The sequence below is a fragment of the uncultured Eudoraea sp. genome (assembly GCF_947260015.1).
Taxonomy (GTDB): Bacteria; Bacteroidota; Bacteroidia; order Flavobacteriales; family Flavobacteriaceae; genus Eudoraea.
Genome location: NZ_CAMYOM010000023.1, coordinates 1 through 24,960, shown reverse-complemented (window position 1 = coordinate 24,960; position 24,960 = coordinate 1). Strand labels below are relative to the sequence as shown.

Annotated in this window: 20 protein-coding genes; 7 read left to right on the top strand and 13 right to left on the bottom strand. The window is 38.4% G+C overall.

Annotation, left to right across the window (positions count from 1 at the left end):
* Positions 1 to 7 precede the first annotated feature (7 nt).
* The 11 genes from Q0X66_RS10655 to Q0X66_RS10605 all read right to left on the bottom strand — a co-directional run bounded on the left by Q0X66_RS10655 (position 8) and on the right by Q0X66_RS10605 (position 13,006).
* The gene (locus tag Q0X66_RS10655) at positions 8 to 997 is read right to left on the bottom strand and encodes an SIS domain-containing protein (RefSeq protein WP_297706164.1); all 990 of its coding nucleotides are present in this window, start codon (positions 995 to 997) and stop codon (positions 8 to 10) included.
* Positions 998 to 1,037: 40 nt separating this feature from the next.
* Complete coding sequence (locus Q0X66_RS10650; RefSeq protein ID WP_297706162.1) at positions 1,038 to 2,531, bottom strand: SLC13 family permease; 1,494 nt, start codon at positions 2,529 to 2,531, stop codon at positions 1,038 to 1,040.
* Between the two features lie 276 nt (positions 2,532 to 2,807).
* Positions 2,808 to 3,857, bottom strand: a complete 1,050-nt coding sequence (locus Q0X66_RS10645; RefSeq protein ID WP_297706160.1) for an alpha/beta fold hydrolase — start codon at positions 3,855 to 3,857, stop codon at positions 2,808 to 2,810.
* Between the two features lie 506 nt (positions 3,858 to 4,363).
* Positions 4,364 to 5,845: an alpha/beta fold hydrolase gene (locus Q0X66_RS10640; protein ID WP_297706157.1), complete on the bottom strand. Its 1,482-nt coding sequence runs from the start codon at positions 5,843 to 5,845 to the stop codon at positions 4,364 to 4,366.
* Between the two features lie 43 nt (positions 5,846 to 5,888).
* The gene (locus tag Q0X66_RS10635) at positions 5,889 to 6,386 is read right to left on the bottom strand and encodes a hypothetical protein (RefSeq protein ID WP_297706155.1); all 498 of its coding nucleotides are present in this window, start codon (positions 6,384 to 6,386) and stop codon (positions 5,889 to 5,891) included.
* 90 nt (positions 6,387 to 6,476) lie between these two features.
* Entirely contained in the window at positions 6,477 to 6,941 is a 465-nt protein-coding gene (locus tag Q0X66_RS10630) for a PH domain-containing protein (protein WP_297706153.1), read from the bottom strand.
* 170 nt (positions 6,942 to 7,111) lie between these two features.
* The gene (locus Q0X66_RS10625; protein WP_297706151.1) at positions 7,112 to 8,578 is read right to left on the bottom strand and encodes a vanadium-dependent haloperoxidase; all 1,467 of its coding nucleotides are present in this window, start codon (positions 8,576 to 8,578) and stop codon (positions 7,112 to 7,114) included.
* 292 nt (positions 8,579 to 8,870) lie between these two features.
* Positions 8,871 to 9,641 carry a glucose 1-dehydrogenase gene (locus Q0X66_RS10620; protein WP_297706150.1) on the bottom strand — a complete coding sequence of 257 codons (771 nt, stop codon included), beginning with the start codon at positions 9,639 to 9,641 and terminating at the stop codon, positions 8,871 to 8,873.
* Between the two features lie 143 nt (positions 9,642 to 9,784).
* Entirely contained in the window at positions 9,785 to 10,750 is a 966-nt protein-coding gene (locus tag Q0X66_RS10615) for an amidohydrolase family protein (RefSeq protein ID WP_297706149.1), read from the bottom strand.
* Between the two features lie 82 nt (positions 10,751 to 10,832).
* On the bottom strand, positions 10,833 to 12,422 hold the full coding sequence (locus Q0X66_RS10610) for a GMC family oxidoreductase (RefSeq protein WP_297706147.1): 1,590 nt from the start codon (positions 12,420 to 12,422) through the stop codon (positions 10,833 to 10,835).
* A 5-nt stretch (positions 12,423 to 12,427) separates the two neighbouring features.
* Positions 12,428 to 13,006, bottom strand: coding sequence for a gluconate 2-dehydrogenase subunit 3 family protein (locus Q0X66_RS10605; protein WP_297706145.1), 579 nt, complete (start codon positions 13,004 to 13,006; stop codon positions 12,428 to 12,430).
* A gap of 427 nt (positions 13,007 to 13,433) precedes the next feature.
* On the opposite strand from Q0X66_RS10605, the gene Q0X66_RS10600 reads away from it, so the two are divergent.
* The 6 genes from Q0X66_RS10600 (at position 13,434) to Q0X66_RS10575 (ending at position 19,966) form a co-directional block, all read left to right on the top strand.
* Positions 13,434 to 15,221, top strand: coding sequence for a hypothetical protein (locus Q0X66_RS10600; RefSeq protein WP_297706118.1), 1,788 nt, complete (start codon positions 13,434 to 13,436; stop codon positions 15,219 to 15,221).
* A 148-nt stretch (positions 15,222 to 15,369) separates the two neighbouring features.
* Positions 15,370 to 15,633 (top strand): hypothetical protein, encoded by a 264-nt coding sequence (locus Q0X66_RS10595; protein WP_297706116.1) that lies wholly within the window; start codon positions 15,370 to 15,372, stop codon positions 15,631 to 15,633.
* A 325-nt stretch (positions 15,634 to 15,958) separates the two neighbouring features.
* A complete protein-coding gene (locus Q0X66_RS10590; RefSeq protein ID WP_297706114.1) occupies positions 15,959 to 17,650 on the top strand; it encodes a GMC family oxidoreductase in 1,692 nt (563 codons plus the stop codon).
* Entirely contained in the window at positions 17,647 to 18,738 is a 1,092-nt protein-coding gene (locus Q0X66_RS10585; RefSeq protein ID WP_297706111.1) for a Gfo/Idh/MocA family oxidoreductase, read from the top strand. The genes Q0X66_RS10590 and Q0X66_RS10585 overlap by 4 nt, the downstream gene beginning before the upstream one ends.
* Complete coding sequence (locus Q0X66_RS10580; RefSeq protein ID WP_297706109.1) at positions 18,726 to 19,256, top strand: gluconate 2-dehydrogenase subunit 3 family protein; 531 nt, start codon at positions 18,726 to 18,728, stop codon at positions 19,254 to 19,256. Before Q0X66_RS10585 ends, Q0X66_RS10580 begins: the two co-directional genes overlap by 13 nt.
* Positions 19,256 to 19,966, top strand: a complete 711-nt coding sequence (locus Q0X66_RS10575; protein WP_297706107.1) for a 6-phosphogluconolactonase — start codon at positions 19,256 to 19,258, stop codon at positions 19,964 to 19,966. Before Q0X66_RS10580 ends, Q0X66_RS10575 begins: the two co-directional genes overlap by 1 nt.
* Positions 19,967 to 20,046: 80 nt before the next feature.
* On the opposite strand, the gene Q0X66_RS10570 is transcribed toward Q0X66_RS10575, so the two are convergent.
* Complete coding sequence (locus Q0X66_RS10570; protein WP_297706105.1) at positions 20,047 to 20,553, bottom strand: ankyrin repeat domain-containing protein; 507 nt, start codon at positions 20,551 to 20,553, stop codon at positions 20,047 to 20,049.
* Positions 20,554 to 20,854: 301 nt separating this feature from the next.
* Entirely contained in the window at positions 20,855 to 21,982 is a 1,128-nt protein-coding gene (asnA, locus tag Q0X66_RS10565; protein ID WP_297706103.1) for an aspartate--ammonia ligase, read from the bottom strand.
* A 523-nt stretch (positions 21,983 to 22,505) separates the two neighbouring features.
* Here asnA and Q0X66_RS10560 point away from each other — a divergent pair.
* Positions 22,506 to 24,953, top strand: a complete 2,448-nt coding sequence (locus Q0X66_RS10560; protein ID WP_297706101.1) for a TonB-dependent receptor — start codon at positions 22,506 to 22,508, stop codon at positions 24,951 to 24,953.
* Positions 24,954 to 24,960: the final 7 nt, after the last annotated feature.

The following is a 24,960-nucleotide window of genomic DNA, read 5'->3' as shown; positions in this document are numbered from 1 at the left end:
TTCAAAATTAGTATTCCACTTTACCCATATAACGGCGTGTTTCAAGCGGATGATTGCGAAACTTTGCCAATGCCTCCCGATAATCACACAGCACACTGTAGAACAGGATCGGATTAAAAAACTCGACAACGGACTTGGGAAGCACACCAAGACCGAGCTCTTTGGCGTCGATTATTACATAATTCTTCGCGTAACTTTTAAGGAAGGTGATTACCCTTTCATCCAATGGGCGAGTGCGGCCTTCATTTACCAACACAATGAAATTGGTTTTTTTGTCTGTAATTTCGAAAGGACCATGAAAAAACTCGCCGGAGTGAATTGCGCTCGCGTGCAGCCATTGCATTTCCATCAGGGAGCAAATCGCAAAGCCATAAGCGAGTCCGAAGCTTGCTCCGCTAGACAAAATATAGAACAATTTCTCATTCTGATAAGTTTCTGCAAATGTTATGACTCGTTGGCCCACTTTGTTGCATGCTGCTGTAACTACATCATCTATCTTTAGTAAAGCTTCCTGAAATTTGTGGTAATTGGGATATCCCTCCGAGTGTTGCAATATTTCTAGACAAAGTGCCAGCGTAATTGCCATCGGATTATTTTGAACGCTTGATTCATCACCCCACTCGTATACAACATTGTAATCCGAAAAAGAGGCAAGCTCCGATGATTTGTTGTGAGTCAATGAGACAGTGAGAGAACCCGCTGCTTTTGCAACTTTCAGCGCCTCAACTATCTCTGGCGTAACACCACTGTGCGAGCAAAAGATGACAACCGACCGCTCTCCGAGCACCTTCGGTACGGCATGAACAAACTCGTTAGCCGTATAGAGATCAGTGCGCAAAAGAAAGCTCTCACTCGTCAGGAAGAATTTGGCCGGGTAGAGATCTACCAGTGAACCTCCACAGGCAACTAAAAATACCTCTGACATTTGAACACCGTCATCAACTCTCGCCATAAGCATTTTAACCATTGCCTTAGTATGCAGGGAGATTGAATTCATAAAATTTAATCTTTATATTATGTTGGGTGCTTTTTTAATTTTAATATACGGAAATAGTCAATAAGATCATTGTAGTTATTAACAATAGTATAAGAAGAGGCATTATAAATTGCACCCACTTATTGAACCCTATTTTTACAATAGCCAAGGCTGCCAATATTAAACCTGTAGGATTGATCAAATAAAACAGCCCCATACCATATTGATAGGTGTCAACAATAGTTTCTCTTCCAATGTTTACAGTATCTGCCAATGGCGACATGATTGGCATGGTTAAAACAGCCATTCCTGAGGACGATGGCATAAAAAAGGATAAACCCCCATAAATAAAGAGCATGACATTTGTAAAGACACCTTTGTTCATCCCTTCTGTTATTGTACTTGCATGATATAAAATGGTATCGCTAATAAGGCCATCTTCCATTAAAATGGTAACACCCCGGGCGATACCAACAATAAAGGCAACACTCAGTAAAGAGGCTGCACCTTTTGCAAACTCTTCTACGAAAACACTTTCTTTTATCTTACCAATCATGCCAATAAGGATGGCACCAACAAGAAAGGTAGTTGTCATTTCTACAAACCACCAACTTAAAAAGGAAACCCCATATATCATAACGACGAAGCATAATGAAAATACAACGGTAATAAGTCTTAGTCTATTTGTGAATTCCGTTGTTGTATTCATGGTATTTATTCCAAACAGCTTCTCCAGGGCCTCTTTTTGGTCATAAATAAGTGACTTTGATGGATCGGCTTTTACGCGTTTAGCATAGCGAAGAATATAAAGAATAGTAATAGTCAGACAAACAACCAGCATGATTACGCGATTGTTGAGACCTGTTGTCCAATTTATTCCAGCAGCATCCGAAGCAATAATCGTAGAAAACGGATTTATAGTAGAGCACATTGACCCAATTCCTGAACCGAGAAAAATACAGGCAAGCCCAACCATCGCATCATATTTTGCTGCCAGGAATACAGGTATTAAAATGGGATAGAAAGCCATCGTTTCTTCAGCAAGACCAAAGGTTGTTCCACCGGCTGCAATAAGTGTTGTTACCAAAATAATTAGAATAAACTCTCTGCCTTTAAGTATTTTTGCCATCCAGGATATTCCGGCATCAAATGCCCCTGTGAGGTTCATTATGCCAATTAAGCCCCCAATAATAAGTATTAAAAAGATGATGTCTGCTGCTGCGATTATGCCTTTTATAGGCGATTTCGCCAAATCTAAAAGGCCTTGTGGTTTTGAATCCAGTTTTTTATAGGTATTAGGAATTCCGATTGGCTTATAGATATCACCACTTGTAAATTTTTGAACAGGAATTTTAATGTTGAGGTTCTCTAAAGTTTCTTGCGTTGCCGGTAATTCGACGCTCTCTTCTATGCCGGTTTTGGTAAATGTATTGCTTGTGGCATTGTAAGCCAGGCTATCGTATTTGCCTGCCGGAACCACCCAGGTCAAAAATGTTACAAATACAGCAATGAAGATTAGTATGGTTTGGGCCGTTGGAAACTTTAGTTTTTTCATTTATAAATTCTGTTACTATTTCTTAGTTAGTCCAAATGCACCATAACGATCTTATACCCGCCATAGGCGGGCAGGCCCGCCTTGGGAGGGCAGGCCCGCCTTGGGAGGGCGGGCGGGTATGAAAAGTAGCATTTTTATAATCGCAATCTTTTCGGATAGGTTAAATGTATTAAAAAAGCACAAGCTTGAATGACTTGCGCTTAATTAGCTGTTTATTATAGTTGTTGTTAAGTCCTTTTTCCTAATTTCTTTAGAAGCGCCTCAGGCTCCGGATCATCAAAAGGATTTAAAATATTTTAAGATTTGGTTAATTGTTGCAATTCTTTGCTTATCCTTTTCCATCAGTAATTCATGCTGGGCATTTACTATGGTAAATACTTCACAGGGTTTACCAAGTTTTATTGCATTTTCAACGAAATCCTGATGAGAATCAACGTCAACAATTTGTTCGTTTTCCGCTGAAAATATAATAAAAGGTGTCTGAATATTCTGAATGTTATTATACATATAATCAAACTGTTGGCAAGATTTAACTACCCAGTCATAAGTGGCGCCGCCTAGTTTTGCTTTTGGTTCTTTTGCAAAAGCTGCATTCATTCGGTTATATCGAATTTCTGAGCCGGTAAGAGTATTTTCCTTAAAGTCCGGTTTACCCTCGTCATAATTGCCTTGCCCCAAAGCATATTCAGGATTATCACCGGATAAAAGCTTGGCCCCTGTGCAACTTGGCGCAGAAAGTCCAAGCATTGGCGAAGAAAATGCCGCAGCATTAAAATCATCAGGATTCTGTTCCAGATATGTTATTCCAATAGCTCCACCCATTGAATGTGCCAGCAAATAAATGCTATTATGGTTTGCTGCTTTAAGCATGTTGTTGTAAAAATATTTCATATCGTCAATGTAATATTGAAAAGTGTCAATATATCCCATATCCGGGTCATCTGTCATTCTTCCCGATAAGCCCTGTCCCCTATGATCATGAATGTATACAGAATAACCGTTGTTGTAAAGGTCAAAGATTAGTTCTTTATACTTAATTGAGGCTTCAGTTCTGCCCGCAGAAATTAGAATGGCCGGACTTGTTACTTCAGGTCGTTTAAATACTTTATAGTAGATACTAATATTGGCTTTGCCTGTGAAATAATCTTCCTCGCCTATCTCATAAAAATTTTCAATTCCTTGAGCGTATTTGTCATCCTTCAGTTGTTCTTCAGTTGTAAGATTATATATGTTCTCCGCATTTTGCAGATAGTTGTGATTATCCCGGCAAGAGGCTATTAAGAATATAACTATTAGCAATCCAGAAGTTGAAGCTCTTATATTCATAAACTTATACATTTTTAGCGGCTGTTAATGTTCTTTTACTCCTTTTATCAAAACCCACAAAATAATTGAAAACTCTCCTGTTATTGCTATAAGTAAGTATAGAATTCCTGCGATTCCATCATTTTTCTTTGAATTCATTTATATTTTTAATGGTTTCTTCAAAAAACGATTTAAATAATTAAATGTTACGGTTGATGATAAATTTACTATGTCAACTTTTTTATCTATTCTTAATTCTCTGAAGTGCAGCTTCAATTGCAGGATCAGTACCTGCTTTGATATCTGTTTTTACTTTATTAGTGCATGCTGATAGTAAAGTTAAAGCAAGAATTAGGATGAAAATTTGTTCTGTTTTTATCATTTGATCAGAATTGTTGAAAGTGTGTTCGTGTACGGCTCGTGCCGGGTTTCAGTAGAGCGAGTTGCACAAAATTTATATAATTTAAAGGTAAATAAATTTTAGTGTAGCAAAGGCATAAGCTATGCAAGTTGATGACGGCAATTATTTAATCAGTTTTAAATTTAGGGCTTTTTATTTCTGTAAAACAATCCGGATTTGGTTTAACATTTGGGTCATTAAAAAAATCATTTGCTGCTTGCATCGCACATTGATTTCCCCAATTAGTAGTTGGTGTATGTTTCCAACCTTTAAAAATCAAATGATAACTATTAGTTAAGTTACTTTTCATTGATTCCGCCCATTTTACGGGTGTTTCATTATCATATTCTCCGTTTATCAATAAAACTGGGATATTACTTTTGATAGGTTGATTTTCGATTTCTGAAACTTTCTTAACACCCCAAATGTCACAAATTTCATTCTCGAAAACTGCTGGCGATAACCCCTCAACTTGTGGATATTTTTTGGTTTCGAATGCTATTATTTCTTGCGAATTGAAAGGGTGTTCTTCTGCGCACCAAACAGAAAGACGCATCCCTAAACCTGCTCCATCACCAGGTTTTCTGAATAAATAAGAAAGTTGTTCTTTTATATAAGTCAAATCGGTATTCAGTAACTTATTTATTTCAAGTGGAATATTAATCACATCTCCTGTGGAAGCATAAGTGAAAACTATTATTAAATCTTCTCCTTTCAGGTAGAATGTTTCCGGTTTTCGGGTTTTCGGGTTTTCAATAGAAACTACTAGTGGATCTTTCGTCTTTTCTTTTAGATAATCAAAAAAGCGTTGCTTGATGTTTGGGAAAGCATGATTACAATTCTTGTCTGACTCGCAATCAGAAAGTAATTTCTCAACAGACTTCAAAAGATTTCCAACACTCTCTTCATCATAATTAACTTCCAAAGGAAGCGGTGAATCCATAACTACACTCCTGATACGCTCGGGATAATCCCGCAATAATACTTGTGCAATTTTAGTACTATATGAAATAGTGAGCAGGTTGTATTCTGCAATATCTAATGCTATCACCAAATCATTAATATCGGCAGCAATTTCATTGGTATTATATCCATTTAGGTCTGTACCTTTTTTTATTAATCTATCCCTGCAGGATTTGGCAGCTTCTTCAAAAAGACTATCGTACTTGCTAGTATCGAAATCGGGAAGATTTGACTCGTAAATCACTTTGGCCCATTCAGGACAATCCAAATGTGGTTGTGCGTAATAGTTGCCACGTTGTTCTATAAGTATGAAGTCTCTGTCATCAAGATACTCGTAATAGTTCATATATTGTGCGGAAGGCATAGTTGTTGAACCCGGACCACCAACGGTATAGATAATAGGGTCTTTTTTTGGGCCAGGGTTTCTGCTTTTAAAAATGTAAACGGGAAATTTTATAGTTTTTCCGTTAATACTGCTTCTATTTTCAAGTACTTCTAAATAGCCAAAAGTATATTCTTGTCCGTCAGGAATTTTGTGTGTTGTTTGCTTAGATTCTATGAAAGATGGGACGAAATTATTTGTAGTTTGTCCAGCACAAGAACTCAATATAAAGATAAAAGTTAGTGAGATTATTAATTTGTGCATTACTATTTTTTAATTACTTATAAGCTTGTTGGTTGCTTTAATATTACCTTACATATTTATATTCATTCCTCATAAGCCAATCATCAGAATTTTCGAATTTAACCACTTTCCTGATTATAAACTCAGATGTTCCAAAAATGTATATATTCTTTATTAGAGCCTGTTTTCCGTTATCCTTACCTGAATACTGCGTGGTTATTTGAACTTGCCCGTTCGGTAAGACCTGTTTTGATTTTACGTCAAGCTTATTCAATTGAGTCCCATCTATAGATATTTTGATTTTATCCCTGCTATTTGCATTTGGTTCGTTAGGGTAATTATTGTTCAAAACAATCTGATTGTTATTTTTTCCTTGACTCACAATTAAATTGGCAGGCATTGTAAAGGGCTTATTAGTGCCATAATCAATATAGGTTAACGTTCCGGCCCATTCCCCCAAAAGAGTTTTCAAGTCCTCAGTTGTAACAATATTCTGAGAATAGTTATTAACAGGTAATAGAAACGCAAATACTATTAAAATTTTCGTCAGGTTATTTTTCATCTTTTTATTATGTGCTGAATCTACTGCTATTTTTTTAACGATTTAGCTAAACTGCGTATTTATGCAGTTTAGGTTTTGTTTTGGGCTGCATTATTTATTCTTTATATCATTTAGAATATCTTTGATCTCCTCTAGTATATCTACAATTTGTTCACTAGTTGTTTCTACCCGTCTACTATCCTTTCTGTTTACGGTAACCAGCAATTCTCTTTGGTGTAATACATTCTCCTTAAAATCTGAAGAATTAATAATGCCGATCAATTTCATATCACTCCCTTTAGGATTACTCTGTCCAGCAGTTTCAATTTTGAGGATCCGTAGATCAAGATATTTTAATAGAGGATTTTCTATAAATGTCAGATCCTGAATGTTCTCCAGGGGTATCGTTTTCTTAACCTTAAATAGTACATCCTTTTTAAACTCCAGGTGCCGATCTGTCAATTGGCATTTCAGATGTTCATAAAAGCGTTTACTGATATATTGGCCAAGTCCAAGAAACCAAACTACGAGTAACGGAATTCCTACCACTGAGATCGTCAGGACAAATGCGCCCACCAATAATATGTAAGTCCTGATACTGGGATTAAATTCTGCCTGTTGTATTAAAGTCGTTCCTAAAACAGGCTTTTGCAGTAGCTAAATCAGGATTATCTTATGATGAAAACTATATCTCGAATTTAAGTTAATTTCCTTTGGATTTTAACTCAGTTCTTTGTTGTGTCTCGTTATTTTTCTCCTATATGTTGTTTATAAAATTTCCAGACTTCTTTGGCAACATTTCTTCCTAATTCTAATCCAGCGACATTATCTGCCTGAATGTGGTATCCACCTAAAACTCTAGAAATACCTGCCATTTCCGCTGTTTCGGTAAAAGTTGGAAATTCCAATGTTATCGTATCTCCCAAGTCGTCAGGTTCGGTCATCGCTCCAGCAACTAATTCAGACTTAGAACCAAATTTATCACTTCCCGTCCACAATTTTAATGCTTCTGCACATCCTCCGCTAATTGTACTATGTCCTGAAACATAACTTGGAAACGGTGGGCATAAAAATGTTTCTGGCGAATAAGGCCGCCATTGTTTTCCGTCCATTTCTACCATTCCTTTTCCTTCACCACCCCAAGCCTTTATTTTTTGGTCATCGTAATATTTATGGACTAAGGCGTATGGTCTTGCATAATCATAAAACATTTTAGAGTCCCAAGATGCGATAAAGGCATCCATTGCTACAACTTGATTGTAGAAATACATTTTGACATCTTGGTCAAGTGTGTGATTATCCCTTCTTGAAACGTCTTGAGCGAACTTTAGCCAATGTCCTGCCTGTTGTACTGATTGAGGACCATCACGCATAAATTCGACCAATGCCTTTTGATAGTCCGTTAGATTTGCCTGCACTTCAATTACTTCTTGTACTTCTTTTTCTAATTGTTCAGAACCTATCATTGGGGGTGGACCCGGTCTGAATTGGTCTCCAGATTTTAAAGCAATTGGTTTAACCTGGTCCCAGTAAGGGGTTAAACATCCTGGGGCGTATTTCCCTCCTTTGCCGTCTGAAAAATACTTCGGCTGCCAACGATTCGGGTCAACATTCTTGTCCGCAGAATTTACAGGTTCATATCCTACATAATTGAAATAAGGTTCTCCATTCGACCCTTCTTCCTCTCCATATTGATTTGCACCGTCTCCCTTTCTTGCTTCAATTACTGCTTTAGCCGCTAAGTTGCCAATACCTTCTGGCGTATTAGGGTCTAAGCTTATATTGTTTGGGTCTAATCCTAATTCGGTCATAAAATCTGCAAACAATTCTTTATCGGAATAATAATATTCATTCATTGTTCGAAATGCTGCATAGCTTATAGCTATTTCTTTATTCTTTTGTGAATGCTCATTTTCTGGTGTCCTTTCTACATTATTTAGATAAACAGGAATTGCTTTTTCGTCATATCGTGACCAAGCATCAAAAACTGAAACGAAAATTAAACCCAAATATCGAGAAGTTATTGTTGGCCTTGGCTTAAACTTTTCTGTGTCGTTAGCTGTTGCAGTCAAAGCAATTTGCCCCCACTTATAAGCAACGTTTTCAACTCCTTTCGGTTCAGTTATTTTGGTCGAACTTTGTTGTTTGTTTTGGTTATCCTTACACCCAAAGAAAATTAAGGCGAAGATTGATAATAGTAATACTCTTTTCATTAATATAGTTTCGTTTTAGCTTCGAAATTTAAAAAAAATATTTCTTTAATACTCAATATTTGTTTCTTTAATGAGACAAAACTTATTATATCAAAACCAAATATACTCATACCCGGAAAATGGTTTTGGATAATAGTACATTACTCTTCTTTTGTCCGAAAATGAAACACTCGTTTATTTGAACTTTGCAACGGTTTGAATATGGTTCGCTTGGTTTATTATAATACGCGCTAAACCCTATTTTGATGTTAGTTATGGATTTAGAATGATAAATTTATAGTTAATAAATATGCTACAGCGTCAACGTGAGTCCACCATCTGCTGTAAGTGTTGTCCCGGTAATATAACTAGATTCATCTGAACAAAGAAACACAATGGCCTTAGCAATCTCTTCCGGGCGCCCAGCTCGTTTTTGATGAACTCTAGGTAGCAATCCCTGGTCATATAAGTCATCACCAACAACTCCTCTCAAGCGTTGATGCATAGGTGTATCTGTAACACCCGGACACAAAAGGTTTACTCGAACACCCTGTGGTGCCAACTCCGCAGAGACGCTGGTGGTTAATCCTATCAGGCCGTGCTTTGAAGTTACATAGGCCGATCCGGTCGGAAAACCGAGAAACGAATTTACTGAACCGATATTTACAATTGCCCCACCGTGACCAAGATTGAGCATTGCTCTGGCCTCATACTTCATACAAAGAAATGTTCCCTTTAGGTTGATGTCAAGAACCTGATCCCAATCATCTTCAGAAAGGTCCGTTATTCCATTTAGTTTACCTTCTATGCCAGCATTATTAACTGCATAATCCAGACGGCCAAATACTTCAATAGTATGAGCGACCATTTGCTCTACATTCTTCGCAATCGAAACATCCGTCCTGATAGCGGATGCCTTACCTCCCTTAGCCTCGATAGAAGTCACTAAAGTATCAAGTTCCTTTTTCCGACGTGCAGCGACTACAATATTTGCGCCTTTCGCTGCAAAAGCTTCTGCCGTTGCTCTCCCAATACCACTACTTGCTCCGGTTATCAGTACGACTTTTTCTTTCATGTTACTCATATGAATCCTTTTTAATTGGTTAGTATATTATAAAAAATATTATTTTTAAATAGTTGTTGTTGTCGTCCCGATAGCTCCTTCTCCATAGTATTAATCGGGATAAAAGCTAACGGTATCGGCTCGTATGTTTAGCAAACCTTGATTTATTGATTTTTATGTTTTTCAATTTCATCTTTGGTCAATCCTAAAAATTTAGCCGCATTATTATAAAATATATCCTCCTTTTGTTCCGGTGTCAGAAAGTTTACTGAATTAACCGTTTCTACTGCAATATCGATAGTTTGGGGCCATACCATTTGGTCACTCCCGAACATGATCCGATCTCCAAAGCCCGCATTGATTAGAGATTTCAGGTAGGCATTAAACTCCTCCTGAGGCAATATCCAGTTGACGACAGCAATGCCAATATAAACATTGGGGTGGGCATACATCAAAGCTTTTAAATCTTCTACATACGGCCAGCCACCATGCATAATATATAACCTTAAATTCGGGTATTTTACTAATACATTTTCCAACTGTGCGGGGTTGGCATTATAGGTGCGCATACCCCCCAGCATTTCTGGCATCATGTGAAAACCATAATTTGGGCCTCCGGGAAAAATGTGGAACCCAACAGGTATATCCAACTCCTGAGCTAATTCAAAATATGGCAATATAGAAGGGTCATCGGCCAATATTCCTGCATAAAAAGGTGCCATTTCAGCAATAACTTGCAGCTTTCCTTCTTGATGCTGATTTCTCAATGCATCTATTCCTTTATCAGCACCTCCAATTAACATTGTTTCCGGAACATCATCAAACCATAATTTACCATTAGACACCATAGCTTTCACAATCTTATGTTTGCGGAATTTCTCTAAAGTTTTTTCTTTTTGTTCAGCAGCAGAAGTTACTCCTTCAAAGGTTTCCCCCCGAAGTGTTGGGGGATGTGTCATTCCAAACAGCGGGTTCCCTTCGGTGAAGGCATGAATATGCATGTCAATTATTGGTCCTTTATAATTATGAGAATTTTTATTTGCAATTACTGAAGACTTATCCTTTATCTGATTATTGCAAGAGACTAATAAAAGAACAACTGTAAGCAGAGTAAAAATTTGTGTTTTCATAATGTGAATTTATTGCCCATAACGATAAGTATATAAGCCATTAAAATGGCTTATATATATTGTTAGGCATAGTTTTATAGAATTATTTCCATTCATTTCGTTTTTCCCAAATTTTGTCGGCCGCCCTTAATGCCAATGCCATAATCGTTGATGTTGGATTGACACCTGCGCCTGTTGTAAATGAACTTCCATCCACTACATATAAATTTGAAACGCTATGTACTTTGTTATTTTTGTCAACTACAGATATTTTTTCATTTGCACCCATTCTTGCCGTACCCATTAAGTGTGACATATTTGTAGGAGGAGGAACTATGACTCTTTTTGCGCCCGATGCTTCGAGAACTTCTGTTGCCTTATTAGTTGCATGATTGAGCATTTTTTTTGAATTTTCTGAAAGTGAATAAGTGGCCTTAGCGGCAGCAATACCATTTGAATCTACAACTTCCTCGTCCAATTCAACTGTATTGGTTTCTTCAGGTAAGTCGTCTGCTAATACAGAAAGACCAACTTGATGTGGAAATATCTCACTAAATGCCTCATGATGTTCTTCTCCCCAAGGTACACCTCCGGTTTGACTTAAAGGTCCAAAAGTCCGCTCACCATATAACATATAACCTCTATCAAATCCACGATTTTTATCTGTTTCATAAAACTCCTGGCTAAACAATGGACTTCCCATAGGACCTATATGACCATCCATAACATCTTCAAAAATACCATTGATAAATAAGGCAGGATGCACCATGAAATTTTTACCAACCAAACCATTTGAATTCCCTAACCCATCAGGGAATAAACTCGATTTAGAATTTAGTAATAAGCGGGGTGTTCCTATACCGTTGCAACATACAACAATAACTTTGGCCTTAATTTCCTGTGTGTTTCCATCTTTATCAAAATAAATAGCTCCTTTTGCTTTTCCTGTTCGGTCTACGGTTATTTCTCTCACTCTTGACCAGGTTCTAATCTCGGCGCCATTCTCAAGAGCGAGTGGCCAATAGGTGCGATCTGTTGTAGCTTTTGCTCCCATTGGACAGCCAAACATACATTTCCCATGCAACATGCAGCCCACTCTGTCTTTATATTGTTTTGAGATTATGCCTTGATCATTTACCCACCAATGCCAACCTAATTTTTCGAAACCTTTTACCAGTGTATTTCCCATCTTACCCAATGGCAGAGGAGGTGTTTGTCGTTTTGAACGTGGTGGATTTGCCGGATCACCAGCGACTCCTGAAACCCCGATCATTTTATCATTAAAATCATAATATGGCTCTAAATCCCAATAGGATATTGGCCAATCATCAGCAACACCATCGAGTGTTTTTACTTTAAAATCGGATGGGTGGAAGCGGGGAAAAATGCCTTGCCAATGTATCGTAGTTCCACCAACTGCATTGAACATCATTATAGATGGAGGATTTTCGCCAGCTGTTGTTACAGGATAATCTTCTTTACGATTTCTTAAGTTAGGGCTTAAATTAAAATCACCTTCTCTCATTAATTGCGTTTCATAATCTGGTTTTAACGAGGGTAATGTAGATGGGTCAATCCAACCACCTTGCTCAAGACAAACAACTTTAACTCCTTTTTCGGAAAGACTCCAGGTTAAAGCTGCACCTGCAGCACCTGCACCAATAACTAAAACATCGATATCTTCATTTTTCATAGCTTTTAGATTTTAGTGTACATTGGTGGTAAATTCTTCACGCGATCCAAAAGTTTCTCATCAAAAGGTTCCATCTTAGGCCCTGATGTTCCAGTTGGATGTGGTTCATATTTTATCAATTCATATACTTTTTCACTGGTATAATAACTTTCATAAGTGAAGTCTTTTAATACTTTAAATAATTCTGGTTCAGTTTGTTCAAAATTGACCAAAAGATTAATACGTTTTTCCTTATTTAAATCTGAAAAAACAGAATTCGAATTTTGTAAACTATAAACTTCAATTTTATCTGTCAGGCTTTGAAACAAGGGAGATAAATCAGGTAATTTTTCCAATATGTTTAAGACATATGTGACACCTCCAACATCAGAAGCTGAAGGCATTTTTTCATTTGCAGGAATAATTTCATCCATTGCAAATTTTAAGGTCTCCTGTTGTAAGTTGTCTAAAGCGGAATCACTTTCACTCTTTTTGGTTTTAGCACATGCTAATGGAAGTGTTAAAGCTCCGGAAGCCAATAGAAATTGTGCGGAAATTACCGCTTTACTGAATCTTCTTCTCGACCATTTATTTTTATTATTCATAAACTGTTTTTTTATCGTGCCTAACTTGTTATATCCTCAATAAATATACTATTATCCCTGCCAAGATAAAAGTATGATGATGTTCTGTTTATCTTTTGGGATAATCCCTTTAATAACAAAATCTAAACAGCGTTAATTCGCCAATGAAGATTATTTTAGAATAAGGTAATTTACTCTAAAAGTTCCCGCACGCCACATTGCTGAACCTTCCAGGTCACCGCATAAAGCGGCTTAACTAGTGCAGAACAACAAACCGGCCATCACTGCGTTACGGGACGACAAACTACTACATTAGATTATGGTCAGGTGACCAATATCATTTGTCTTAATAACGGCGAGCCTTAGCTTTGACTTGTCTGTTGGTTCAATGACCATTTTTAAAAAATGCTATGCTGATAGTATTTAAAAACCAAAACAATTGCATCCTATGACTTTTGGAAAATTCATATCAGAACTTAAGCGTAGAAATGTATTTAAAGCCACCATAGCCTATTTGGCAGTTGCCTGGGTTATTGTACAACTTTTCTCTGTTCTATTTCCAGCTTTTAATGCCCCGGATTATGCTACAAAAGTTTTGATTTATGTTTTAGCTGTCGGACTTGTTTTCTGGATAGCTTTTTCGTGGATCTATGATTGGACTCCGGATGGTCTTCAAAAGACTGACGATACCATTGATGACGAAGAGACCAAACGTTTAACCAATCGCAGACTCAACATAGTTATTGGAAGTTCGCTCACACTGGCAGTAATATTGCTAATTGCCATCAGTTTTTACGCGGGTGCCAGTTGGAATGACAACCCAATTTTAGAGCAATCAAAAAAAGTTGCCGTTATACCCTTTGTACATGAAGTAGAAGATCCTGAGGAAGACTATTTTATGACCGGTATGACCGAAGAACTTATAAATGAATTATCAAAAGTTGACCAGTTAACAGTGATAAGCCAGGCTTCGAGCAAGGTTTTTTATTCAAATATTGGCCCTGCCACTATCCTTATTTCAAATGAGCTCAGGCAGATCGATTACTTTGTTCAAGGGACTGTGGAGCGCCAATTAAACAAACTTACTATTCAGCTCGAACTCAAAGAATCTACAGATGCCGCACCAATCTGGAAAAAAAGCTATTCTAAAGACATCTCTCAAGTCAGGCAGCTCTGGGCAGAGGCAGCCAGGGATCTGGCCGGAGAAATGGGTATGGAGGTCAAACAGGACGATGCTATCCTTTGGTCAAATCTAAGACCTGTAAAACCTGAGACCTATGAATTATATCTAAAAGGAAAACATTACTTAAATAAATCAACAGTTGAAGACTGGCAACGAGGGCTTGTTTATCTTCAGGAGGCCATAGATGAAAATCCGGCAGATGCCTACGCTTATGCGGGCATGGCAGAAGGTTACATAACGGTAGGCCATAGTCTGATGCCACCGCCAGATGTATTTCCGAAAGCTCTGGCCGCAGCTAAAAGAGCTATTCAATTAGATTCCACAAATGCTGAAGGCTGGGCGGCACTTGCACATTATCATACTTATTTTGGCTGGGACTGGCAACTTGCCGAGTACGCTTTTCATAAAGCCAATGATCTCAATCCTAATATGGCTTATAATCATTACCACAGGGCCTGGTATTTGGCTCTTTTTGGCCGTATGAATGAAGCCATAGAAGAACACAAACGCGCACAAGAATTAGATCCTTTTACACCTTTGCATACGGCATGGCTAGGGGCATTATATCGTATGGTTGGTGAATATGAGAAGGGAATTATTGAAGCAGATAGAGCCATACAAATGCAAGATGATTACGCTTTAGGAATGCTTATTAAAGGAAGGATTTTAATTGACCAGGGAAATATTGAAGAAGGCTTAGAAATGTTGAAACAAGCTGCAAGTATCAATCCCGGATGGAAATATATGGGCTATGGCCCAGCATTAATAAGCGCAGGATATATAGAAGAAGGAAAAGCAATAATTAAGGAATTGGAAAATATGCCGAGAACTCCTTTTTTTTCACTATGCCTTGGAATGTTGTATACTAATCTTGGAGATTTTGATAAGGCATTTGAATGGTCTAGGCATGCTAAAAAACACGCTTGGCATCCATGGATAAGGGTAGTTGCAACCAATGAAGAATTTCGAAAAGATCCGCGTTTTTTAGCGCTTATACACGAAATGAATTTACCAGACCCTGCCCCTTTGGTATACGATCCTGACATATTATAGTATTTTTCTATAAAATAAACCTTAAACCAAAAAATCTAATTTTTCAGGTATCCAAATTGAATGTTTTAAATTTTATACTCTCGGTATTTATTCAGATATACTTTTGTTTTTATCGCTAATTTATTAACTTACTAATAAATAAAAAATCATGCCTAAAGTAGTTTTTACACACGCGGTCAAGGATGTTGATCTTTGGATGAGCAAGCACTCCGAACGAGTTGAATTGTTCGCGAAATGGGGGTCCAATATTGTAGGTTACGCTATAGCTGACGGGGGCAATATGGTGGCACTTTCTATTGATGTTAACGACATGGACGCCATGCAGGCTTCTATGGGAACAGACGAAATGGACAGAGCAAAGGAAGCCCACGGAGTTTTTGGGTCTGTTGCGATGTTTGTAGCAGCAGAATAATTCGAGATCCTCTAAACAGCGTCCAGAGCACAAAACTTCTGATTAGCTCTTATCGTACCTTTTGACAAGTTGACTTTTGGTCTAATTTGGAGGGTCCTTTCAAAACTCCTATGCTTATTGGGTTTAAAAAAAAGTCCAACTTAACAATTAAGCCGGACTCTTAAACTGTTGTCCCGCCCACCCCTTCGTTTTACTTCGGAGGGCAAGTTCGCCTCGCTCCTGTGAGATTTCGTATATGCTATTCAACTATTTGCGTTTATCCGGTCACTTTGTTTTTTAAGTGACCTATCTATTGGTTATATTTAAGAGATAGAATCATTTTGAAATGAATACAACCTACGACGCCATCGTCATTGGGTCCGGCATTTCTGGTGGATGGGCCGCTAAGGTATTGTGTGAAAACGGCCTTAAAACCTGTGTTGTGGAAAGGGGAAGAAATGTGGAGCACAATAAAGATTACCCTACTGCTCACTTGCAGCCATGGGAACTTCCTCACGGCGGCTGGATGCCCAGGGCATTCAGGGATGAAAACCCCTTGATCTCTAAATCGGCAGGTTTTGGTGAAGATACTGCCCACTTTTTTATTAAAGATAAGGATCAGCCCTATGTACAAAAAAAACCTTTCGACTGGATACGCGGATTTCAAGTGGGCGGAAAATCCTTAACATGGGGCAGAGCTTGCCAGCGATGGAGCCAATCCGAATTCGAATCCCCTTTCAAATATAAGTATGGGATTCAGTGGCCTGTAGATTATGCGGAAATAGCTCCCTGGTATCATTTAGTAGAAGACTTTATAGGAGTATGCGGAAATAAAGACGGCTTAGAATCCATGCCCGATGGGGAGTTCTTGCCCCCTTTCGAAATGAATTGTGTTGAACGCCATATGAGCAAAGCATTAAGCGACAGCTATCCGGACCGGCACCTGGTACATGGAAGATGGGCGCACCTGACTGAGCCTAAAGAACACCATTTAGAATTGGGTAGAGGAAGATGCCAATCAAGAAATCTTTGTATGAGAGGATGTCCTTATGGCGCTTATTTCAGCAGTAATTCCAGTACCCTGCCTTCGGCGCAACGAACCGGAAACCTCAGCATTCTTTCAGATGCGGTTGTGGTGAAAATAATTTATGACGACCACCAAAAAAAGGCAACTGGCATTGAGTATATAGATACTGCTACCGGAATGCGCCAGGAATTAAAAGCCAGCATAATTTTTGTTAATGCCTCGGCCCTGAACACAAATCTTATCTTACTGAACTCTACCTCAGATCGATTTCCGAATGGGCTGGGAAATGATCATGACATCCTGGGGCGTTATGTGGGTTTTCATAATTACCGCGGATGGGCCTCAGGTAGGTTTGAAGAGTTTAGGGACACCTATGTTTATGGCAGGAATCCCTCTGAACTTATTTTAGCCAATTTCAGAAATGTTTATAAGAATAATATGCCTTTTGTTGGTGGATATACAATTTTCAGTGGGGCATACCGGGCGCGAAATGAAGAGGCTCCCGAAAATGGCCCCGGCATTGGGGCGGCATATAAAGAAGGTCTGCGCTTTCCGGGAGATTGGCAGGCTTATATGTATATGCAGGGCGAGACCGTTCCAAAAGCATCTAACAGGGTTTATTTGTCCGATACAGAAAAAGATCCCTGGGGAATTCCACAGCTCGTAACGGATGTGAATTATGACGATAACGACGAATTGATGGTCCAGGACTTTTTAAAGGAAAGTAAAACCATGCTGGAAGTCATGGGATGTACCGATATTATACTGGACGATTCTAAACAAGCTCCTGGCCTGGACATTCACGAGATGGGAGGGTGCAGAATGGGGACCGACCCAAAATCGTCTATGCTAAATGCTTTCAACCAATTGCATCTGTGCCGGAATGTCTTTGTCACCGATGGTGCGTGTATGACCAGTACAGGAAACCAAAGCCCATCCTTGCTTTATATGGCGTTTACGGCAAGAGCTGCAACCTACGCCGCTGAACAATTTAAAGCCCAAAGAGTATGAAAATTAAGCAACACAAACAAGTTGGAATTGGTATCATAGGATCTCAATTTATCGCTAACATTCATGCGGAAGCACTGAAAACGGTGCCCGATGCGGTTATTGTGGCAGTGATATCACCCAACGAATCGCATGTAAAATCCTTTGCGAAACAACACCAGATCCCTAATTGGTTTACTGATATAGAGGCCTTTTTAGAGCTGGATGAAATTGATATGGTTATTCTTGGCGCACCCAACTATTTGCATTGCGAACTGGCCGTTAAAATAGCAGAAGCTAAAAAGCATGTAGTGGTAGAAAAACCCCTTTGCTTAAACCTGGAGGAAGCAGACCTGATGATCGAAACCTGCAAAAAAAATAAGGTGAAACTAATGTATGCAGAAGAGCTCTGTTTTACGCCAAAATATGTACGCTTAAAAGCACTCTTAGATGAAGGAGCTTTGGGGTTTCCAATATTTTTTAAACAGTCTGAAAAGCACGATGGGCCCCATGCAGCTCATTTTTATGATGTCGAAAAATCGGGGGGCGGTGTTATGATGGATATGGGATGTCATGCCATTCAATTCTTCAGGTGGTTAAACCCTAACGCTTCCATTGTTTCGGTCTATGCACAAATGCAAACCTCAGTACATCAGGATAAAACCATTGGAGATGACAACAGCGTACTTATTTTAGAATTTAGCAATGGGGTAACCGCAATTGCAGAGGAAAGCTGGATCAAAAAAGGAGGGATGGACGATAAAGCTGAAATACATGGAAGTGAAGGGGTTGCATATGCCGATGTACTGCAGGGAAATTCCATACTAACCTATAGTGAAAAAGGGATAGAGTATGCAGTAGAAAAAGCAGGAAACACAAAAGGCTGGAGTTTTACCATGTATGAAGAACTGTGGAACTATGGATTTCCACAGGAGATGGCCCATTTTGTAGACTGTGTTAAGAACGACCGTACCCCCCTTGTTACAGGGGAGGATGGCAAGGCTGTTTTAGAGGTTCTTTTCGCTGCATATGCTTCCGCAGGAGCAGGAAAAAAGATCATGATGCCCTTTAAGACTGATGCCAAAAAACCGTATGTATTATGGAAAAAATAAATCGCAGAAATGCTTTAGGGATATTAGCCCGGTGGTCTGCCGGAAGTTTTATCCCCTTTTCATGGCTTGTACAAGGATGTAAAGATAGCAGCAATCCTACGTTATTTAACGAAGAATATCAATTGCTTCTGGCTGATATTGTCGAAATTATTTTACCTGAAACAGATGCATCTCCGGGCGCCAAAGAGGCTAAGGTTCATCATTTTATCGCACTCATTGCAGAAGATTGTTATGGAATTGAAAGAAAGGATCGCATCCTGGTTGGGTTAAACCAATTATTAGGTGATGGCTTTTTAGATTATTCATCAGAAAAGAAATATGAAGTAATTGAGCAACTAGACGAGGAAGCAACTGCCACAACCCATAAAATTCCTCATTATTTTAAGGACCTTAAATCTCTTACACAGTGGGGGTATTTTTCTTCTAAACCAGGTATCATGGAAGGGTTGAGGTACAATCCTATACCCGGATATTACAAAGGCTGTGTTCCTTACAATGGTGAAATAGCTTGGTATTAATGACAATAAATCAGTGTAAAGACTATCAGGAATTAAGCAAAACGGCTGCTGACTGGTTAATCGGGAGGATCAGAAAAAACCCATTAAGCAAGATAAGTATTGCCACCGGAAATTCTGCATTAGGAATGTATAGCTATATCACAAAGGCCCAAAACCTGCATACCAAATCGCTTTCATTGTTTCAATTGGATGAATGGGTTGGATTATCCGAATATCACCATAGTTGTATGAGTTACATTGAAAAAGAGGTGAGAATCCCCTGGGGAATAGCTGTGGAAAGAGCGCATTACTTTTCTCCCGATTTAACGCTCCCTGACAGTAAAATGCAGGCAGAGGAGGCGGCATGTGCTATGCAAAAAGAACTTGAGATGAAAGGTCCCCTGGACATCCTCATTTTAGGAATGGGAAAAAATGGTCATTTGGGTTTTATAGAGCCGGCCGAAAATTGGCCTCCTGATGAATGTTATGTTTCCAAATTGGCACAATCTACCCAAAAACATAAGATGATTAGCTCGGAAAAAACACCCCCTGAATATGGAATAACTATGGGAATTAAATCGATCCTGCAAGCAAAAGAAATTTTATTTATTGTAACCGGAACCGGAAAAACAGCTACTTATTCTGAATGGCTCAAAAAGGTTATCACCCCTAATTTGCCTGCAAGTATATTATGGAAACATCCCAAGGTTTCCCTGGTAACGGACCTGTAACTTTAAAAGTTGATATTCCATTTTTTGAGAGGGTGGGTAAAACATGGAATGAATAGTAATAAGATCGTTTATTTGAACTTTCAAGAACTAGACTGGGGCTTTTCATTATAGCCGTCGTTCTGCATCGTTTTTAATGTCTTTTTATGTTCTATTAAGTACTTTATGATGTCACGCTGATGAAATTGTCTTGCGAAACTTAATGTGGTTTTGCCTTTGTAGGTCGCACTGAGATCAGCGCCCTTTTGCACCAGATATCGGACCATTTCCAATTGCCCGTATTTTGCCGCATACATCAAGGGTGTTTTATCCGCACAAACGCCCTCGATATCGGCTCCGTTTTCAACAAAATAGCGTAAGGATTTCATCGATTTTAACTTGATGCTTATTGCCAAATAATTATATTTTTTGCTGTCTCCTACTCCCACACATTCATCGATGCGGTCCACAGTAATTAAATGTTTCAAATTTTCAGTTCGGCCATACTTTATAGTCCACGCGATTTCATTCGTTAATTCTTGCCCATAAGATGCGATTCCTATTAGTGAAATTAACGTTATTAAAATCAGTTGTTTTATACGTGAATTCATGATTGGGATTAAACTATGTACAACAATTGAGTAAAGCGATTTATTCGCTTTATATCTCAAATATAAGGGATAAAGAGCATTATTCCCATTAGCTGATATATGCACTTATGTTAATAGTATAAGAGGTAATCCCTTATTTGAACTTTGGGAAAATAAGGCAAAAATTTCTACCTGCCGGTTTACACACCTTCCGGGTGCTCGCAGTGCAGCACGATGAGACCGCCTAATTAATGAGCTAACTGCCATGCAGGCAAGACAGTAAGTCAGAATTGCGGAATCGTTCCCTGTTAAATATCCCCGCTTATTCTAAAACATGAATATTTTTTTTGGCACAAATCGCTTTCAATTCATCAGGCCAGATAGAAACCGTTACTTCACCCAGATGCGCGGTTCTTAAAAGGTACATATACGTTCTTGACTGACCAATTCCACCGCCGATACTCAATGGAATTTCATCATTCAAAATAGCCCGATGGTAAGGAAGTTTAAGAAAATCTGTCTGCTCAGAGAGTTCCAATTGGGCTTTCAAAGTGTCTTTGGTAACCCGCACCCCCATTGAACTCAACTCATGCCGTCTTTTGGTTACCGGATTATACACCAGGATGTCGCCATTTAGTCCGTACATCTGTTCGCCATTTATTGTTGTGGATGGCGTAATCCAGTCATCGTAGTCAGCTGCACGCATCTCGTGGGGATAGCCATCTTTTAGTACTGAACCAATGCCAATGATAAATACGGCAGGATATGTTTCCAGAAGCTTGTTTTCTCTTTGCTTTCGCGGCAGATCAGGATACATGGCCAGGATCTCTTCTGCATGAATGAATTTGAGTTCTTCCGGGAAATCGGGATATTTTGGATCGCCTAATTCCGGAAAATGCGTTTTGGCCATAACACCGGCGTCTCTAATTACCTTCCAGATCTTTCTAACAGTATCTTTTAGATAATCTAGGGTCCTGTCTTCTTCAGAGATGCGCTTTTCCCAATCCCATTGATCGACATATGCAGAGTGGTCATGATCAAGAAAATAATCCTTTCTTATAGCTCTCATATCCGTATTGATGCCTTGGCCAACTGCACAATCAAATTGTGCCAAAGCCATGCGTTTCCATTTGGTTGCCGCCTGTACAACCTGTGCCTCTATTCGTTTAGGTAATCCCAGCCCTGCCGGAAACTCCACAGGAGTGCGAGAGCCGTCACGGTCCAGATAATCATTAACACCACTATCCTTTCTTACGATTAATGGCACCTGAACCATTTGCAGATTTAAGGCCTCTGCCAAACCTTTTTCTATGTAGTCTTTGATTAGATACAGAGCTTCCATCCTCTTTAAAGGTGGTAATACTGCCTTGTAGTTATCAGGAAGAATTTTGCTTACTTCTTCATAGGTACTTATTCCGGGTCCGGCTAAATCTGATCTTTTTTCTTGCATGAATACGTATTTTTAATATTTGGTAACAGAAAGATTTTTCTCGCTAGGTACTTGTTCTATATCCAATTACAACCAAAATTAGATAAAAGAGGCCTTAGAAAATGTGATAAATCTCATATATAGAAACTTTCGTTATCCATATCACGCTAAAACCATGGTGTACTGGATCATTTCCCAGCATTACCTCATAATTATTTTGAGCGTTATCATTTGGAAGTTCACCCGAGTTGAAGAGTAAAACGCTTTTGGTTATCCTTTTTTTGAACTTTCCCTATGATATAAAATTAGAATCAAATCCCCTTCGGAACATAACGGTATCCATCTGAGGTATCCTCATATTTAAATATTCTCTTTCCGGCGATTTCGTTAATATAGCCCTTTGCTGCACCTTAGAAGAAAAAATATCTATGGACAAATTATCTATCTTTAATATACTTTACAATTAAGTAAAGGCAGTTGTTTTTGCCCTGAATGTCCTTTAGGAAGCAAAAACCTGAAATATCCAAAGCAACCTATACAAAGAATGATCCAAATAACTTTATGTTTTAATCGATCATACCTCATTGCCATATTGGTATTTATAACACAAATTGCCTATGCCCAAAACAGTATTAAGGGACTTATTCAAGATGATGCGGGAGCACCATTACCTTTTGCAAATATATTGTTGCTTAAAGCCAGTGATTCCACATTGGTCAAAGGAACAATTACAGAAGATAATGGTCAGTTTTCATTTGAGGGCATTTCGCAGGGACAGTATATCGTATCAGTAAGTCTGATGGGGTTTAAACCCACCTACAGTAGTCCTTTGAGTATTAATGGAAGTTCAAAAATAATACTGCCAACTATTTTACTCTCTGAAGGAGTTGAACTGGATGAAGTTGTGGTAGTATCAAAGAAAATCCTATATGTTCAAAAAATTGATAGAATGGTTATCAATGTGGCGAGTAGTATACTCTCTGATGGATCCTCGGCGCTGGAAATTCTTGAACGATCGCCTGGTGTTATTGTAGACAGGCAGAACAATACTATTTCTCTTGTTGGAAAAAGTGGTGTCTTTGTAATGATCAACGGCAAACAAAGCTATATGCCCATATCAAGTTTAGTACAGATGCTGGAAGGCATGAGCGCCAACAATATCGAAACCATAGAACTTATCACAACACCTCCTGCCAAATTTAGTGCCGAGGGAAATGCGGGTTTTATAAATATAGTGCTGAAAGAACAAATCGATGCCGGATTTAATGGCTCATATTCATTGTCTTTTGGAGTTGGGAACGGCAATACAACTTCTGATAATATCAGCTTTAACTATAGAAAAAACAGATTAAATCTTTTTGGGTACTACTCTTTTTTAAGAAACACCCAAGGGCAAATTTTTGATTTTGATAGAACTTTTGTCAATGAAAACGGAAACGTCAATAACCTGAGAACCATCTCCAACAGGGATCCTATTCGACGTAATCACAATATGCGCTTAGGTATGGATTATCAAGTATCCGACAAAACGGTAATTGGGTTACTTTTTTGGTATAACGACAACAAATTTAGCATGGATGCTGTGAATAATAGCCAAGAGACGATAGACGGTATACCAGAATCTTTTGTTGAACTACTAAATACGGAGATAAACCAACTGGAAAATTTTGGTTCTAACTTTAACTTTAAACACAATTTTAAAGATGATCAGTTCTTAAGTTTTGACTTTGATTATCTAAACTATGATATCCAAAATCCAACGAGATATACGAACAGTTTTTTCGATGGGAGTAACAACTTTTTAAGGGAGGAGCGGACTACTGGTGATAAATTAACGCCCATCAACATAATCGTAGGAAAAACCGATTATAGTACCCGGATAAACGAAAACATAAAATTAGATGCCGGAATTAAAGTTGGTATCAGCGATTTTGAAAATGATGTTGTCATAGGTACGTTTCAAGGCGAAGATTTTGTTGAAGATGCTACCCTTACTGATTTTAGCGAACTAAAAGAACAGATACTTGCAGCTTATGTCAGCATGGATTATAGTTTCAACGATAAGACCAGTCTTAAATTAGGGCTGCGATACGAACATACCGATTCCCAGCTGAATTCCGAAAAACAGGGTAAAGTTGTTGATAGGGTTTTTGGTGAATTTTTCCCTACCGCATATTTATCCCATAAGTTCAACGACACCCTGGGTCTTAATTTTTCTTATTCAAGGCGTATTACAAGACCTAGCTTTAATGATATGGCCCCTTTTGTTATTTTCATTGACCCTAACACTTTTTTTGCCGGGAATCCGGCTGTTCAACCCGCTATTGCCAACTCGGTTAAATTTGATTTCAATTATCGTTCTACCATACTTTCTGCACAATATTCGGTTGAGGATGGAACCATTTCAAGGTTTCAATCACAATTTGATGAGGAAAATGAAAGATTGATTTTTGGAGCAGCCAATTTAGATCAAACAAAAATCTTTTCGCTTACATTGGGTTGGCCAATAACAATTACCCATTGGTGGAAAATGCAAAACAACTTTATCTATTTGAACACAAAAATTACCAATACTACTGAAGGAACTCTATTTTCCCTGGAACAAAATACATTCAATATTAACAGTACACAGGCGTTCACCTTGGCGAAAAATGTTAGCTCAGAAATCAACATAAACTACAACAGCCCATCCATTGGCGGTGCCTTAGGTACCGCCGTTCTGGATGAATTTTATAGTATAAATATTGGAATTCAAAAGAAGTTTGGTGAGAAAGGGGGTACCCTGGGATTCAAAATTAATGATCTGTTAGATTCAGCAAAATGGACCATAATAAGCGACATTCCTGAGCAAAATCTGAATACCATAAATATTGTTGATTTCTTTAACCGAACTTTTATAGTCACTTATTCCAGAAGTTTTGGAAATCGTAAACTTAAATCTGCTCGTGAAAGAAAGACCGGAGCCGAAGAAGAAAAAAGAAGGGTAAATTAGACTCAAC